The organism is Kluyvera sp. 142486 (assembly GCF_046569695.1).
GTDB lineage: Bacteria > Pseudomonadota > Gammaproteobacteria > Enterobacterales > Enterobacteriaceae > Kluyvera.
Genome location: NZ_JBKHUI010000001.1, coordinates 227,882 through 244,258, shown reverse-complemented (window position 1 = coordinate 244,258; position 16,377 = coordinate 227,882). Strand labels below are relative to the sequence as shown.

Below are 16,377 nucleotides of genomic sequence, written 5' to 3'. Positions count from 1 at the left end.
CATCACCCCATCAGCATCCACGTTGCCGGTACGGCGGCAACCAGAAGCAAACCAATTAAAGCCAACTCACGACGCTTCAGCATGACGTTATCGACATGGGTGCGGCGGGCATAAATAAAGACCAGTAGCCCTGGCGCATAGAGTACGACCGACAGCAGCAGGTGCATGGGGCCAGAAGCATACAATAACCATAAGCCATAAACACAGGCGCCGACACCAATAAGCTTGTGTAACGGACGATTCGCAATTTTAAGCAGGAACGCGCCGACCAGGAAGTAAGGCACGAGGATCATTTCGGACGCGATGGTCAGCAGCGTATTGTAGTCTGACCCGGTCAGCCAGATCAGCACCAGGCTTGCCTGCACGCTGAGGTTGGTCAGCCAAAGCGAAGCGGAGGGTGCATTATTGGCGTTCTGGCGAGCAAAAATACGCGGAAACGCTTTGTGCGTAGCGGCCAGCAGCGGCACTTCCGCCGCCATAATCGTCCAGCTCAGGTAAGCCCCGCAGACCGAAACAATCAGCCCAGCAGCAATCACCACTTCGCCCCACGAGCCCATCATGCGCACCATCAGACCTGCCATCGACGGGTTGCGCATTTCAGCAAGCTCAGGGCGCGCAACGACGCCCATCGACAGCAGCGTTACCAGCAGATAAACGCCCAGCGCAGAGATGACCGCAAGCAGCGTCGCGCGACCGACATCTTTTTTATTACGTGCACGGGCAGAAACCACCACTGCGCCTTCCACGCCGATAAATACCCACAGGGTAATCAGCATGGTATTTTTCACCTGTTCCCAGACCGGCACGCCTAAATCGATACCGTGGAAGTCGAGGGTGAACACGTCGCTGTTGAAGGCAAGGGCGGCGAGAACGATAAACAGCCCGAGCGGCACCAGTTTAGCTAGCGTCGCTACCAGGTTGATGCTGGCAGCAGTCTGCACGCCTCGTAGGACCAGAAAATGGACAACCCACAGCAGTATCGAGGCGCCGACGATGGAGTGCCAGGTATTGCCGTCGCCAAACAGGCGCATCTCCGGCGTATCGGTAAAGAAACTCAGCGCCGAGAAGACGATAACCAGATAGGAGACGTTGGCGATGACCGCGCACAGCCAGTAGCCCCAGGCGGAGCAGAAGCCAACCAGTTCGCCGAAACCTTCGCGTGCGTAGGTAAAGATGCCGCCGTCGAGATCGGGACGAATGCGGGTCAACACCAGCATTGCCACGGCAAGAAACAGGATGCCGACACCGGTGATTGCCCAACCGATCAGCAGCGCAGCAGGGCTGGCGACTTCCGCCATATTTTGCGGCAGACTAAAAACGCCCGCTCCGAGCATTGAGCTCAGCACCAGCGCCGTCAGGGCACTAAGCCCTAATTTCTTTTCCATGTGAATCCTGTCGCGGAAGAAGAAGAACAAGAATATTTATTTGGCGAAATCGCATAAAAATGGAGGATTGCGCTGAGGCGGCGATTTTACGGAGTGCAGTGCATACATGCAACAATGTATGTCCGAAAAAGTCACACTATCGGACGAGGGAAGATAAAAAATGGATAGCGAGACGGTTGAGTGGTTTAAAAACGGGCGGATGCGAGAGGATAGGATCGTGATGAAAAAAGCCGGCGAGAGGATCACCGGCTTTTTTGAGATTACTTGTACAGGTCGGCGCTGATGGTGACGTTGCCGCCACGCTCTTGCCACTGACGCGTAATGTGGTAGTACTTCGCGCCTTTCTTCGCTGCGCGTTTCGCCACCTGGTAGGACACTTCGGTCATATTGCCGTAGTTACCGGTGAACTTAACGCTGTCGAACGGAACCATCTGTGCTGCTGCAACTTTATTCAGCTCTTCAACCTTGGTGCCGTCAGGCAGCGTGACACTGTAACGTCCACCTTTAGAGGACTGGGTTTCGAAGAAACGACCTACGCCGGTACCTGCGCCCACGGCAGCGGTGGTGGCAACGCCGGGGATTTCAACCTGTTTGGCGGCTTCGCCACCTTCGGCCAGCGCCTTACGGCCAGCGTCGGAATCGGCTGGAATCGCATCCGGGCTCTGCAGAACGCGTTTTTCCGCGTCGGCTTTATAGATATACGCCGTTACGCGCTGGTTGCCACCGTCGTTAGCATCAACCTGACGAACGATAAAGAAGGATGCTGCACCTTTCGCCTTCGCTGCTTTGGTGATGGCATCGTTCACTTCAGGCTGGCTGCGGTAGAAGCCTTGCACGGTCACAGTGTCGTAAGGCACCAGTGCAACGGCCTGATCTTTTGGCAGCTCAACGATACCGTTAATCACGCGGTTTTTCGGGGCTTCTGATTTTGCCGCATCGGCTTTATAGAAATCTGCCGTTACGCGCCAGTTCCCGCTGTTGCCGAAATCAGAGGTGTCGACAACGTAAAAGGAGGCTGCGCCGTCTTTGTCCGCTTTACGGGATACCGCCTGAACGGCATCGCCAATGGCGTTAAAACGACCGGTAATCACGACACGATCATAGGGCTTCAGTGCGGACGCTTGCTCCGGGGTCAGCTCGGTTGCTGCCTGAGCGGACATGGCCGCGGCAGTCAGCATGGCGGACACGAGGAGGGTGTTCTTAAGCTTCATAAAAATAATCCTTCGCCTTGCGCAAACCAAATTCGGGAAATGTTGTAAACGGGAAACGCCTGATTATGGCATTGAAATGACTCTACTGTCTGCGTCATTTTTAACTTCAGATGCGAACCCGATGACGGTTTTGGATAACTTTTCCTGATATGTTGAAAAAACGGGCTCTTGACCAGAAAAACCGGTCAACCTTATGACTTTTTTAAGTTAATGGAATGTTAAATGGCATATCTTGCCCGCAAATAATCATGTTTTCACTCGCTGATGAAGCGATTTATGAGGCTCGCTAATCAAATCGGGGGTAAATATCGCTGTTTGTAACCGTCGCCACTCGGTATTCGGCATTTAATGCAAAAATAGTGTTTTTCGGAGCTAGATCACAATCGGGATTTTCAGTAGGTTATAGACAGTTTGTTACTGTTTTATTTATTCAGGTTGCTCGCCTGTTTGTTCGCTGACGGGTCATCCGCAACATACTGACAAAATGGCAAACCATCAAATTAGAACCGATGTAAGGGAATAGTTATGCGTATTGGTGTACCAAAAGAGAGGTGGGCCCAGGAAACGCGAGTCGCAGCAACGCCGAAGACGGTGGAACAACTGCTTAAGCTCGGTTTCAGCGTGGCAATTGAAAGTGGTGCAGGAAAACTGGCAAGTTTTGATGATGACGCGTTTGTTCAGGCCGGAGCCGAAATTGTCTCAGGCGATGCGGTCTGGCACTCTGACGTTATTCTGAAAGTCAACGCGCCGCTGGACGAAGAGATTGCGCTGCTGAATCCTGGCTCTACGCTGATTAGTTTTATCTGGCCGGCACAAAATGCCGCGCTGATGGAAAAACTTGCCGCGCGTGGTGTTAACGTGATGGCGATGGACTCCGTACCGCGCATTTCTCGCGCGCAGTCGCTCGATGCCTTAAGCTCGATGGCCAACATCGCCGGTTACCGTGCGATTGTAGAAGCGGCTCACGAGTTTGGTCGCTTCTTTACCGGTCAAATCACCGCGGCAGGGAAAGTGCCTCCGGCGAAAGTGATGGTGATTGGTGCTGGCGTCGCAGGTCTTGCAGCGATCGGAGCAGCAAACAGCCTTGGCGCGATTGTGCGAGCCTTCGATACGCGTCCAGAAGTGAAAGAACAGGTGCAGAGTATGGGCGCCGAGTTCCTTGAGCTGGACTTTAAAGAAGAAGCGGGTAGCGGTGATGGCTACGCTAAAGTAATGTCCGAAGCGTTTATCGCGGCGGAAATGGCGCTGTTTGCCGCGCAGGCAAAAGAGGTCGACATCATTGTCACCACGGCGCTGATTCCAGGTAAACCGGCTCCGAAGCTGATCACCCGCGAAATGGTTGACTCCATGACCCCAGGCAGCGTGATTGTTGATCTGGCGGCGCAAAACGGCGGCAACTGTGAATACACCGTGGCGAACCAAATCGTCACCACGCCAAACGGCGTGAAGGTGATTGGCTACACCGACCTTGCCGGTCGTCTGCCGACCCAATCCTCCCAGCTGTACGGCACTAACCTTGTAAACCTGCTGAAACTGCTGTGCAAAGAGAAAGACGGCAACGTCACCATCGACTTTGATGACGTCGTGATTCGCGGTGTGACCGTGATCCGCGAAGGCGAAGTCACCTGGCCGGCGCCGCCGATTCAGGTTTCTGCTCAGCCTCAGGCGGCGAAGAAAGCGGTTGAAGAGCCGAAAGAAGCGCCGAAACCGGCTTCACCATGGCGCAAATATGCGCTGATGGCGCTGGTGATTATTTTATTCGGCTGGCTTGCGAACGTCGCGCCGAAAGAGTTCCTCGGTCACTTTACGGTGTTCGCGCTGTCCTGCGTGGTGGGGTACTACGTGGTGTGGAACGTTTCTCATGCCTTGCACACGCCGCTGATGTCGGTCACGAATGCCATCTCCGGCATTATCGTGGTGGGCGCGCTCCTGCAGATTGGCCATGGTGGCTGGGTCAGCTTCCTGAGTTTTATCGCGGTATTGATCGCCAGCATTAATATTTTTGGTGGTTTCACCGTCACTCAGCGCATGCTGAAAATGTTCCGCAAAGGATAAGGGGTTAACAAATGTCTGGAGGATTAGTTACAGCTGCATACATTGTTGCCGCGATCCTGTTTATTTTTAGCCTGGCAGGGCTGTCAAAACACGAAACGTCCCAGCAGGGCAACTACTACGGTATTGCCGGGATGGCTATCGCCCTGATTGCGACCATCTTCGGGCCGGATACCAGCAACGTAGCGTGGATTCTGCTGGCGATGATTATCGGCGGCGCGATTGGTATTCGCCTGGCGAAGAAAGTCGAAATGACCGAAATGCCGGAACTGGTGGCAGTTCTGCACAGCTTCGTTGGTCTGGCGGCGGTGCTGGTTGGCTTTAACAGCTACCTGCAGCACGAAACCGGTATGGAGCAGATTCTGGTCAATATTCACCTGACCGAAGTGTTCCTCGGCATCTTCATCGGTGCGGTAACCTTTACCGGTTCTATCGTGGCGTTCGGTAAGCTGTGCGGCAAGATGTCTTCTAAGCCGCTGATGCTGCCAAACCGCCATAAGCTGAATCTGGCGGCGCTGGTGGTTTCCTTCCTGCTGCTGGTGGCCTTCGTGCGCACCGATAGCGTCGGCACCCAGGTGCTGTGCCTGCTGGTGATGACCGTTATCGCGCTGGCTTTCGGCTGGCATCTGGTCGCCTCCATCGGCGGTGCGGACATGCCGGTGGTGGTGTCCATGCTGAACTCCTACTCCGGTTGGGCAGCGGCGGCAGCAGGCTTTATGCTCAGCAACGACCTGCTGATCGTCACCGGTGCGCTGGTGGGTTCTTCTGGTGCCATCCTGTCTTACATCATGTGTAAAGCGATGAACCGTTCGTTCTTCAGCGTTATTGCCGGTGGTTTTGGTACCGATGGTTCCTCTACCGGTAGTGACGAAGAAGTGGGCGAGCACCGCGAAATCACCGCGGAAGAGACGGCAGAAATGCTGAAAAACTCCCACACCGTGATCATCACCCCAGGCTACGGCATGGCGGTGGCACAGGCGCAGTACCCGGTCGCTGAAATTACCGACAAGCTGCGTGCGCGCGGCATTAAGGTACGTTTCGGTATTCACCCGGTTGCCGGGCGTCTGCCAGGCCACATGAACGTGCTGCTGGCGGAAGCGAAGGTGCCTTACGACATCGTACTGGAGATGGACGAGATCAACGACGACTTCTCCGATACCGATACTGTGCTGGTTATCGGCGCGAACGACACCGTTAACCCGGCCGCGCAGGACGATCCGAAGAGCCCAATCGCCGGGATGCCGGTTCTGGAAGTGTGGAAGGCGCAGAACGTTATCGTCTTCAAACGCTCAATGAACACCGGCTACGCAGGCGTACAGAACCCGCTGTTCTTTAAAGAGAATACCTCCATGCTGTTTGGTGATGCTAAAGCCAGCGTGGACGCAATTCTGAAAGCGCTCTGATAGATAACGTGAATGCTAAGCCGCCGCGTCAGCCTGACCGGCGGCTTTTTTATTTGTTGCTTGATTGTTTTTGGTCAAAAATTGTGCGCTCATCGGTGTTATACTATTCAACGTCGTCCACACCTATGAGGAAATTATGGATACCTTGTTATCGCCTGCACAACTGGCCATCGAATATCTCCGCCGTGAAACCACCCCGTTAACCCCCGCACAATATCTGAAACGCGTTAAGCAACTTGAGCTGGAATTTGCCGACCTGATGTCGCTTTCCGCCATTGAACTTAAAGAAGAGATCGATTTTGCCTGGCGACTAGGGCTCCACTGATAGGTGTGTTGTTTGTAGCCCGGTCGAGCAATGCGACGCCGGGGATTCTGCTCCAGACAGAAAAAAACCGGCCTGAGCCGGTTTTTTATTACTATCACCAGGACCGTCAATCGTCCTCTTCGTCATCCATCTCCACCGGCGTCTGGTAATCGTTCGGCTTAATAGCCAGCAGATCGCAGCGCAGATGGTCAATGACCTGTTCCGCAGTATTGCCCAGGAACGCCGCCGAAATACCAGTACGGCCAACCGTGCCCAGCACCACGATACCGGCATCCAGATGCGCGGCTAAGTCCGGGATGACCTCTTCAGGCAACCCTTTCTCTACGTGGGTGAACTTCTCATCAATGCTGAATTTCTGACGCAGTGATTTCATCGCCAGCAGGTGCTGGCCGCGAATGGCATCGTTATAGACGCTTGGATCAAAATCAGGCAGTTCGATGGCAATGTTGATAGGGGTGACTGGATAAGCACCGATCAGGTGAACTTCGGTATGGTTGACCTGCTCTGCCAGTTCCATTGTCTCTTTCACCAGCTTCTCGTTCAGCGCGTTGTGGTACTCCTCTTCGCTGGCGAGGTTGACGGCCACCAGCGCTTTACCGCCTTCCGGCCAGGGTTGGTCTTTCACCATCCAGACCGGGCAAGGGCATTTACGCAGCAGATGCCAGTCGGTAGGCGTAAAGATGACCGACTCGAGTTTGTCGTGCTGGTGCGCCATTTTCAGCATCAGGTCGTGACCGCCGCTGATGACCTCCTGGATAATCGCTTCAAATGGCCGATTGTGCCACACCACTTTAATCTCAAGCGGAACGCCTGCTTCCAGGTAGAATTTCGCCTGCTCGCGGATCCATGCGGTTCGCTGGCTAATTACGCCCTGGCGCATTGCGGTGCGCTCGTCAGGAGACAAAAGGGTGGTCATTTCATAAGAGAAGTCGTAAATAGGCAAAAAAGCTTTGATGCGACCGCCAATCCGTTGATGCAGATAAACGGCACGGCGTAGCGCAGGCTGATCGTCCTGGTTAGGATCGATAGCAACGAGCATATTTTGATACTTGGCCATACAGGTCTCCTTACAGCTGTAACCACAGTTTGTAAGTAAAAGATAACTCATATATGGAGAATGAAACAGGGGATAACCTTCGCCAGATCAATAAACAGGATAAATTTGATGTGCAGAAGAGATATCGCTGAGCGTGACTGGGCGGAGGGAAAACGGGCCCGTTTTGTCTATGTTACACAATAAAAAGCCCCGAAGATTCGGGGCTTTTAGGCAGGAAAGTGCATAACCTATCAGGCAACGTTACGAGTATGACCAGCCAGCACCGCCAGCGCGTCGCTGTTTTCGATGGTGATGTATTTGCCTTTCACCGCCAGCATGCCGCTTTTCTGGAAACGACCCAGCAGGCGGCTGATGGTTTCTACCGTCAGACCAAGGTAGTTACCGATATCACCGCGGGTCATCGTCAGGCGGAACTCACGAGGAGAAAAGCCGCGCTGCGCAAAACGACGTGACAGGTTGTAGATAAAGGCGGCCAGACGCTCTTCCGCATTTTTCTTCGACAGCAGCAGGATCATATCCTGATCGCCTTTTATCTCACCGCTCATCAGACGCATCATCTGCTGGCGCAGGTTCGGCATCTTACCGGACAAATCATCCAGCGTTTCGAACGGGATCTCACAAACCATTGAGGTTTCCAGCGCCTGAGCAAAGCTAGGGTGGTGACCTGTCCCGATGGCATCAAAGCCCACTAAATCACCGGCCAGATGGAAGCCCGTAATCTGCTCATCACCCTGTTCGGTGATGGTATAGCTCTTGATAGTACCGGAGCGAATGGCGTACAGAGACTTCAGTTCATCACCGGCCTTGAAAAGGGTTTGCCCTTTCTGGATGGGCTTTTTGCGCTCGATAATATTATCCAGCTGATCAAGCTCATGCTCATTAAGAGTGAACGGGATGCAAAGCTGGCTGATGCTGCAATCCTGACAATGGATAGCGCAACCGCCAGACTGAATGCGTCGTATAATTCTCTTTTCCGGGATCATAGGTCTGCTCAAGCCGTAATTGATATTAGTCAATTTTAACATCTTTTTATGGAGCAGGTAAGTCTCGGCATAGGGATTCACCCAATATTAAAAAGGGATAGTTCCCATTGAGGATTATCTTATTGATATAAATCAATAATTTTTAGGTGCGATTATGAAAGGGGATGTTGTCACCCCGGTTATAAGGCACAGAAAATCAAAGTAGCAGGTAGCCTTCATGGCGCAGAAGCCACTCTTTACGCTGTACGCCGCCCGCGTAGCCGGTCATGGTGCCGTTGCGGCCAATCACGCGATGGCATGGCACGACAATGCTGACGGGGTTCGAACCGTTAGCTGCACCCACCGCCCGCGCCGCGCCTGGGCGACCGAGTTGTTCGGCGAGCTGGCCGTAGTGCATGACCTGCCCGCAGGGGATGGTGCGTAAGGTCTGCCACACTTCACGCTGGAAATCCGTGCCGCCGGTTGCCGTTGGTAACGAGTCAATAATGGCAAGATCTCCCTCAAAATAGTCTGCAAGTTTCTGGCTGAGTCCACCCGGGTTACGCGAAGCCACTCTGGTATAGCCCTGCTGACGGTAATGAATGTCCAGTAACTGCTCCATGCGATCGCTATGTTCTTCCCACTCAATTGCCCGCAGGTGAAAATTTTCGTCGCAAAGGATCCATAGCGGCCCAACCGGTGTAGCAATTTTATCTTCGAGCAAAGTCAGCATCAGTACGCTCTCATTGAAATGAATTATTCCTATACTCCACCATACCATGTGAATGCGAACGTTCTCTATACCTCAGATGTGTAACCCCATAAATTAAGAGGATTGTTTATTATCTTCAGGAAAGAGTGGATAAATAGAGAGATAAATAACAGCGAGGTGCGCGATAATATAACGCTATGACTGAGAATTATAAGTAATGCATTGAAAATCATGGCTAATGGTGATTTTCATGCGTGTTGTAGAATAAAAATCGGGGTCTGTCGACATCGCCAGACCCCGCAGCAACCACACAATTGTATCCGTACTGTTGCCCACTTTTGCTCCGAACAGCGGGTATTACTATTTATAACGGGTTCGCGTTAATTTTCCAGATAATTCTTGGTGATTTATTTCACGTATTAGCAACGCGAACCAAAAATTAACTTTCGATATACAATGTTTAAGCACACATTAATTTATTCAAATAAATAATGGGTTTTGAATGAAGATATTTGAGTGATGAGAATGCCGACAACGTACCGACAACGCATTGAGCCCGCCCGGCGACCCGGCTATAGTATGCGCCAGACGTAATGAAGGGGACGACTCATGAATCTTGACGACAAATCGCTGTTTCTTGACGCCATGGAGGATGTCCAGCCGCTGAAGCAGTGCCATGATGTTCACTGGCAACCTGCCCGTAATACTCGCGCCCGGCAGCAGATAGATACGCTGCAGCTCGATAATTTTCTCACCACCGGTTTTCTGGATATCGTCCCGCTCGCCACGCCGCTGGAGTTTAAACGCGAAGGGCTGCAAACTGGCGTGCTGGATAAACTTCGGCTAGGTAAGTATGGCCAACAGGCCAGTCTCAACCTGCTGCATCAACCGGTCGAAAAGTGCCGCCAGAGTCTGTATGCCTTTATCCACCAGGCGCAAAAAGAGAATCTGCGTAATGTGCTGATTATTCACGGCAAAGGCAAAACGGATAACGCTCACGCCAATATCATTCGCAGCTACCTGGCCCGTTGGTTGACCGAATTCGATAACGTACAGGCATTTTGCAGCGCGCTACCGCATCATGGCGGCAGCGGCGCGTGCTATGTTGCGTTGCGTAAATCGGAGGCGGCAAAACAGGAAAACTGGGAGCGCCACGCCAAACGTAGCCGCTAGCGCAGCAGCAAACTCAATTCAGTAGCCGCCTTTTGTAGTTCCGGCAATACTCGCTCTAACAGTTCAGCGGCGGAAACCTGCCCGGCATGCACCCCAACGTTCAATGCCGCTTCTACGTGTCCCTGCGGGTTAAACAGCGGCACCGCCAGTGAACGCAGGCCCATCTCTAACTCCTGGTCGTTTAACGCATATCCCTGCTGACGAACCGCCTTCAGTTCGCTACGCAGTTTGGCAACGGATGAAATAGTCTGCGGGGTATAGCGAATCATGGTGATGCGAGCCAGCATGTCGTTAAGCTTCTCTTCCGGCTGATAGCTCAGCAGCACGCGTCCCATCGAGGTTGACCATGCGGGCAGGCGACTGCCGATATCGAGATCGATAGTCATAATGCGCGAACTGGAGGCGCGGGCGATATACAAAATATCGTCGCCGTCGAGGGTCGCTATTGAACAGGACTCATTGAGCATTTCACTCAAATGCCGTAGCACCGGTTGCGCCGAACGCGCCAGCGGCGTTGAGGCTAACCACGCGTGGCCGAGGGATAAAATTCGCGGGCGCAGCTGAAAGTTTTTGCCGTCTTCCGCATAGACAAATCCGAGCTTGCCCAGCGTATACAAGCAGCGGCGCACCGCTGCACGCGGAATACCCGTCTTCTGGCTGATCTGTGAAATCGACAGCACCCGACGCTGCGGCGTAAAGGCCTGAATCACCTCCAGCCCACGCGCCAGCGAAGCCATAAAGTTTGGGTCACCTTTAAACGGGTCGCTGTCGCCCGTCAAAATATCGTCTGGATGTTTCTCCACTTTTTCTCTCCGTTTATGCCGCCGATCACATTCTTCAGCTAAACATACACGATGTTCGATAATCGCACCATATTTCGATTATCGCCCTTGACCGGCATCGTTAAGCGGGTCACATTTTGGGCGAACAACGAATATAAGTGCGATAACCGCACATCAAGGAGCAACCTGATGATCGATAAAAGTGTGTCGACGCTGACCGATGCCGTTGCGGGTATCCACGACGGGGCGACAATAATGATTGGCGGCTTTGGGCCTGCCGGGCAGCCGACGCAGCTGATTGATGCGTTGATTGAGCAGGGTGCGCGTGACCTGACCATCATCAACAATAATGCCGGTAACGGTGAAATTGGTCTCGCGGCGCTGCTGAAAGCCGGGCGCGTTCGCAAGATGATCTGTTCATTCCCACGCCAGGTCGATTCGCAGATTTTTGATGACCTGTATCGCCGCGGCAAAGTGGAGCTTGAGCTGGTGCCGCAGGGTAACCTGGCGGCGCGTATACAGGCCGCAGGCGCAGGGCTAGGGGCAATTTTCACCCCGACGGGCTACGGCACGCCGCTGGCGGAAGGCAAAGAGACGCGGGAAATCGACGGTCGCCACTATGTTCTGGAATACCCAATTAAAGCGGACTTTGCGTTGATCAAAGCCCATCAGGGCGACCGCTGGGGCAACCTGGTGTACCGCAAAGCGGCGCGTAACTTCGGGCCAATCATGGCTACCGCCGCGAAAACGACGATTGCCGAAGTGACTAATTTAGTGGCGCTGGGAGAACTTGATCCGGAGAACGTCGTCACGCCAGGTATTTTTGTGCAGCGCGTTTTCTCGCTGGAAAACCTCAACGTCCAGGCACAGCGCGCCTAAGGAGCCCATGATGCAAAAACTCTCTCGTGACGATATGGCTAAACGTGTGGCGCAGGATATCCCGGAAGGGGCCTACGTCAACTTAGGCATCGGCCTGCCGACGCGCATCGCCAACTACCTGCCGACGGATAAAGAAGTGTTCCTGCACAGCGAAAATGGCCTGCTGGGCATGGGGCCGAAGCCCGCGTCGGGGGAAGAAGACCCGGAGTTGATTAACGCCGGTAAAGAGTTTGTGACCTTACTGCAGGGCGGTTGCTACTTCCACCACGGCGACTCGTTCGCCATGATGCGCGGCGGCCACCTCGATATTTGCGTACTGGGTGCCTATCAGGTTTCCGCTTCGGGCGACCTCGCCAACTGGAGCACGGGCGCGCCGGACTCCATTCCTGCGGTGGGCGGCGCGATGGACTTAGCCGTTGGCGCGCGTCAGGTCTTTGTGATGATGGACCACCTCACGCGCGACGGCGAGTGCAAGCTGGTTGAGCACTGCACCTATCCGCTCACCGGCGTAGGCTGCGTTAGCCGCATCTATACCGACCTGGCCGTGATCGACATTACCGTCAGCGGCCCAGTGGTACGCGAAATTTTTAACGGTCTCTCTTTTGAAGAATTACAGCGAATTACCCCGGTAACGCTTTCCTATAACGCCGTAGCGGAAATCGCTTAAGGAACAATGATGAATCAAGCATTTATCTGCGACGCGGTCCGCACTCCGTTCGGTCGTTTTGGTGGTACTCTGGCAAGCGTTCGCGCGGACGATCTGGCGGCGCTGCCGCTGAAAGCCCTTATTGAGCGCAACCGTGGGCTAGACCCGGCACGTATCGACGACGTGATTTACGGCTGCGCCAACCAGGCGGGTGAGGATAACCGCAACGTCGCGCGTATGGCGCTGCTGCTGGCCGGGCTGCCGGAAACGGTACCAGGCACCACCATTAACCGACTTTGTGGTTCCAGCCTGGACGCCATTGGCGTGGCGGCGCGGGCGATTAAAAGCGGCGAAACGCAGTTGATGATCGCAGGCGGCGTAGAGAGTATGTCGCGCGCGCCGTTTGTGATGGGTAAAGCGGAAAGTGCCTACAGCCGTAGCATGAAGATGGAAGACACCACCATCGGCTGGCGTTTTATTAATAGCCAGATGAAAGCGCGCTACGGCGTGGACTCAATGCCGGAAACGGCGGAGAACGTGGCGATCGATTTTGCCATTGCCCGTGCGGATCAGGACGCGTTTGCTCTACGTAGCCAGCAGCGTACCGCGCTGGCGCAGGCCAACGGTGTGTTTAATGATGAATTAATTCCGGTGCACATCCCGCAGCGCAAAGGTGAACCGCTGATTTTTAGCCAGGATGAGCACCCGCGCAGCACTTCGCTTGAGGCGCTGGCAAAATTAAGAGGCGTGGTGCGCCCTGATGCCACCGTTACGGCAGGCAATGCCTCCGGCGTTAACGACGGTGCCTGTGCGCTACTGCTGGCGAGTGAACTGGCGATGACGCAGAACGATTTACAGCCGCTGGCACGTGTGGTGGGTATCGCCACCGCCGGCGTGGCGCCGCGCATCATGGGCTTTGGCCCGGCACCGGCGGTGCGTAAAGTCCTGGCGCAAACCGGGTTAACGCTGGCGCAGATGGATGTTATCGAGTTGAATGAAGCCTTCGCCGCGCAGGCGCTGGCGGTACTGCGTGATTTAGGGCTGCCGGACGATGCCGCGCACGTCAACCCGCACGGCGGGGCGATTGCGCTGGGCCATCCGCTGGGGGCGTCGGGTGGGCGGCTGGCGATGACCGCCGCCTACCAACTGCGTCGTACCGGTGGGCGCTATGCGCTCTGCACCATGTGTATCGGCGTAGGCCAGGGGATCGCGCTGATTATTGAACGCGTATAAGGAGCTGGAATGAGTGTGTTGACCCCGCTATTGCGCACTGAAGCATTAACGGACATCTTCAGCGATGAACGTCTCGTTCAGGGGATGCTGGATTTTGAAGCCGCTCTGGCGACGGCGCAGGCGCGCTGCGGCGTGATCCCTGATGCGGCGGTCGCACCGATATCCGCTGCCTGCCGGGTATCGCTTATCGACCTTCCGGCGCTGGCCGCTTCGGCAGCGAACGCGGGTAATCTGGCGATCCCGCTGGTTAAACAGCTCACCCAGCGGGTGAAAAATACCGATACGGATGCCGCCCGCTACGTCCATTGGGGGGCGACCAGCCAGGATGCCATTGATACGGGATTGATGCTCCAGCTCCAGCAGGCGCTTGGCGAAACGGAAACACGGCTTGCGCAGCTGATCCGCGTGCTGGCGGAACAGGTGAAGCGTCATCAGCACACGCTGCTGCCAGGGCGAACCTGGATGCAGCATGCGCTGCCTATTACCTACGGTCTGAAACTGGCGGGTACGCTGGATGCGTTACTACGCTGGCAGGAACGCCTGGTACAGATGCGTTCGCGGGTACTGGCGCTGCAGTTCGGCGGCGCGGCGGGCACGCTGGCATCGCTAAAAGAGAAGGGGCCGGAAGTCGCACAGGCGCTGGCTGCTCAACTGAACCTGACGCTTCCCGATACGCCGTGGCATAGCCAGCGGGACCGGTTGATTGAGCTAGCGAGCTGGTACGCCGGGCTGTGCGGGACGCTGGGCAAATTTGCCAATGACTTTGCCTTAATGATGCAAACGGAAGTGGCGGAAGTGAGCGAACCGATAGCCGAAGGGCGCGGTGGTTCCTCCGCGATGCCGCATAAACGTAACCCGGTGAGCTGCGCCGCGATTCTGGCAGCGGTGACCAGAGTGCCGGGGCTGATGGCAACGCTGTATGCCAGCCAGATTCAACAGCACGAACGCGCGCTGGGCGGCTGGCAGGCAGAATGGGAAACGCTGCCGCAACTGATAATGTTGGCGGGCGGGGTGCTGGAAAACAGCGAATATCTGGTAAAAGGGATGCAGGTTAATACGCAAAAAATGCGCGATAACCTGGATATCACTCACGGTCTGGTGATGGCGGAATCGGTCACCCAGGCGCTGGCGGCGCATCTCGGTAAAGCCGATGCTCACCATCTGATTGAAACGATTTGCCACCGGGCGATTGCGCTTGATTGCCCGTTACGACCGCTGCTGGAAAACGATCCGCTGGTGAGCCAGCATCTTTCTCCAGAGCAACTTACGCAGCTACTGGACCCGGCAAACGCTGTCGGTAGCGCGGACCACTTTGTGCGCCAGGTATTGGCGCGCTTTCAGGAGTTAGGGACATGAATATCCATTATCGACTCGACGGACCGGAAAAGGCACCGGTACTGGTGTTATCAAACTCACTGGGCACCACGCTCTCCATGTGGGACGCGCAAATGCCCGCGCTGACCGAATACTTCCGCGTACTGCGCTACGATACGCACGGTCATGGGCAAACGACCAAACGTGGAAAGGTGACACTGTCACAACTCGGAGAAGACGTTATTTCGCTGCTCGATCACCTGAATATCGACCGCGCCAGCTTCTGCGGTATTTCGATGGGGGGCCTGACTGGGCTGTGGCTGGCACGCTTCGCGCCGGAGCGTTTTGACGCCATTGCGGTGGCTAACACCGCCGCGAAGATTGGCGAACAGGCAGGCTGGCTCTCCCGTGCGCGCACCGTGCGCAGCGAAGGAATGGGCGTAGTGGCAGCCGGTTCCGCCGACCGCTGGTTTACCCCGGCGTTTCGTCAGCATGAGGCGGCGATAGTTGAACCGCTTTGCCATCAACTGGCTGAGTCCGATGCCGAAGGTTATGCCGAATGCTGCGACGCGCTTGCGGCGGCGGATCTGCGGGCAGAAGTGGCGGCGATTACCGTGCCGATGCTGATCATCGCTGGTGAGTATGACCCGGTCACCACCGTGGATGATGCCGACTATCTGCATCAGCAAATAGACGGCGCGTTCCAGGTAGAGCTTCCGGCCTCGCATCTCTCGAATATTGAAGCCCGCGGTGAATTTAACGCCGCGCTGGTCGCGTTTTTACGGAGGAATCATGGCGGATAACGAACGTTATCGGCAGGGAATGGCGGTACGACGGAAAGTGTTGGGTGATGCCCATGTTGACCGCACCGTGGCGAAACTTTCACCGTTAAACGAAGAGTTTCAGGACTTTATCACGCGCTACGCCTGGGGCGAAACCTGGACCCGTCCGGGGCTGGATCACCACACGCGCAGCATGATCACCATCGCTATGCTGATTGCGCTGAACCGTGAAGCCGAACTGAAAATGCATCTGCGCGCGTCGTTTAATAACGGCGTTACCCGCGATGAGCTGAAAGAGTTAATTATGCACTCGGCGCTTTACTGCGGTTTACCTGCGGCAAATGCCACCATGCATTTGGCTCAGCAGGTGTTTGATGAGGTTGATGCGGAGAAAGCGTGATCGTGAAGTGAAAAAATAAAACGTAGTTCCATTATTATCGGTAATCTTTTTCTATTTATAC

16 protein-coding genes are annotated in these 16,377 nt (G+C 54.9%); 10 read left to right on the top strand and 6 right to left on the bottom strand.

The genetic code is table 11. From position 1 onward, the window contains the following. Positions 1-2 precede the first annotated feature (2 nt). Positions 3-1,385: an amino acid permease gene (locus ACLGE8_RS01205; protein ID WP_410995903.1), complete on the bottom strand. Its 1,383-nt coding sequence runs from the start codon at positions 1,383-1,385 to the stop codon at positions 3-5. Positions 1,386-1,645: 260 nt separating this feature from the next. Further along, positions 1,646-2,596, bottom strand: a complete 951-nt coding sequence (ydgH, locus tag ACLGE8_RS01200; RefSeq protein WP_333497249.1) for a DUF1471 family protein YdgH — start codon at positions 2,594-2,596, stop codon at positions 1,646-1,648. 525 nt (positions 2,597-3,121) lie between these two features. Here ydgH and pntA point away from each other — a divergent pair. The 3 genes from pntA (at position 3,122) to ACLGE8_RS01185 (ending at position 6,376) form a co-directional block, all read left to right on the top strand. After that, entirely contained in the window at positions 3,122-4,651 is a 1,530-nt protein-coding gene (gene pntA, locus ACLGE8_RS01195) for a Re/Si-specific NAD(P)(+) transhydrogenase subunit alpha (RefSeq protein WP_410995902.1), read from the top strand. 11 nt (positions 4,652-4,662) lie between these two features. Beyond that, positions 4,663-6,051 carry a Re/Si-specific NAD(P)(+) transhydrogenase subunit beta gene (pntB, locus tag ACLGE8_RS01190; RefSeq protein ID WP_035895466.1) on the top strand — a complete coding sequence of 463 codons (1,389 nt, stop codon included), beginning with the start codon at positions 4,663-4,665 and terminating at the stop codon, positions 6,049-6,051. A gap of 136 nt (positions 6,052-6,187) precedes the next feature. Next, a complete protein-coding gene (locus ACLGE8_RS01185) occupies positions 6,188-6,376 on the top strand; it encodes a YdiH family protein (RefSeq protein WP_035895467.1) in 189 nt (62 codons plus the stop codon). Positions 6,377-6,482: 106 nt separating this feature from the next. Here ACLGE8_RS01185 and uspE read toward each other — a convergent pair whose 3' ends face one another. The 3 genes from uspE to ogt all read right to left on the bottom strand — a co-directional run bounded on the left by uspE (position 6,483) and on the right by ogt (position 9,128). Further along, entirely contained in the window at positions 6,483-7,433 is a 951-nt protein-coding gene (uspE, locus tag ACLGE8_RS01180; protein WP_410995901.1) for a universal stress protein UspE, read from the bottom strand. A gap of 230 nt (positions 7,434-7,663) precedes the next feature. After that, positions 7,664-8,416 carry a fumarate/nitrate reduction transcriptional regulator Fnr gene (fnr, locus tag ACLGE8_RS01175; RefSeq protein WP_015964308.1) on the bottom strand — a complete coding sequence of 251 codons (753 nt, stop codon included), beginning with the start codon at positions 8,414-8,416 and terminating at the stop codon, positions 7,664-7,666. 196 nt (positions 8,417-8,612) lie between these two features. Beyond that, positions 8,613-9,128 (bottom strand): methylated-DNA--[protein]-cysteine S-methyltransferase, encoded by a 516-nt coding sequence (ogt, locus tag ACLGE8_RS01170; protein WP_410995899.1) that lies wholly within the window; start codon positions 9,126-9,128, stop codon positions 8,613-8,615. A 588-nt stretch (positions 9,129-9,716) separates the two neighbouring features. Here ogt and smrA point away from each other — a divergent pair. After that, entirely contained in the window at positions 9,717-10,280 is a 564-nt protein-coding gene (smrA, locus tag ACLGE8_RS01165) for a DNA endonuclease SmrA (protein ID WP_410995898.1), read from the top strand. Here smrA and ACLGE8_RS01160 read toward each other — a convergent pair. Continuing rightward, a complete protein-coding gene (locus ACLGE8_RS01160) occupies positions 10,277-11,083 on the bottom strand; it encodes an IclR family transcriptional regulator C-terminal domain-containing protein (RefSeq protein WP_410995897.1) in 807 nt (268 codons plus the stop codon). The genes smrA and ACLGE8_RS01160 overlap by 4 nt on opposite strands. Before the next feature lie 168 nt (positions 11,084-11,251). Between ACLGE8_RS01160 and ACLGE8_RS01155 the strand changes: the two genes are divergently transcribed. Genes ACLGE8_RS01155 through pcaC form a run of 6 tightly spaced genes read left to right on the top strand, consistent with a single transcriptional unit; the run spans position 11,252 to position 16,316 of the window. Continuing rightward, positions 11,252-11,941 carry a 3-oxoacid CoA-transferase subunit A gene (locus ACLGE8_RS01155; protein ID WP_333497285.1) on the top strand — a complete coding sequence of 230 codons (690 nt, stop codon included), beginning with the start codon at positions 11,252-11,254 and terminating at the stop codon, positions 11,939-11,941. A gap of 10 nt (positions 11,942-11,951) precedes the next feature. After that, positions 11,952-12,608, top strand: coding sequence for a 3-oxoacid CoA-transferase subunit B (locus tag ACLGE8_RS01150; RefSeq protein WP_410996095.1), 657 nt, complete (start codon positions 11,952-11,954; stop codon positions 12,606-12,608). 9 nt (positions 12,609-12,617) lie between these two features. After that, complete coding sequence (pcaF, locus tag ACLGE8_RS01145; RefSeq protein ID WP_410996093.1) at positions 12,618-13,820, top strand: 3-oxoadipyl-CoA thiolase; 1,203 nt, start codon at positions 12,618-12,620, stop codon at positions 13,818-13,820. A 9-nt stretch (positions 13,821-13,829) separates the two neighbouring features. Beyond that, positions 13,830-15,176 (top strand): 3-carboxy-cis,cis-muconate cycloisomerase, encoded by a 1,347-nt coding sequence (locus ACLGE8_RS01140; RefSeq protein WP_410995896.1) that lies wholly within the window; start codon positions 13,830-13,832, stop codon positions 15,174-15,176. Beyond that, complete coding sequence (pcaD, locus tag ACLGE8_RS01135) at positions 15,173-15,937, top strand: 3-oxoadipate enol-lactonase (protein ID WP_410995895.1); 765 nt, start codon at positions 15,173-15,175, stop codon at positions 15,935-15,937. The genes ACLGE8_RS01140 and pcaD overlap by 4 nt, the downstream gene beginning before the upstream one ends. After that, entirely contained in the window at positions 15,927-16,316 is a 390-nt protein-coding gene (gene pcaC, locus ACLGE8_RS01130) for a 4-carboxymuconolactone decarboxylase (RefSeq protein WP_410995894.1), read from the top strand. The genes pcaD and pcaC overlap by 11 nt, the downstream gene beginning before the upstream one ends. The last annotated feature ends 61 nt before the right edge of the window (positions 16,317-16,377 follow it).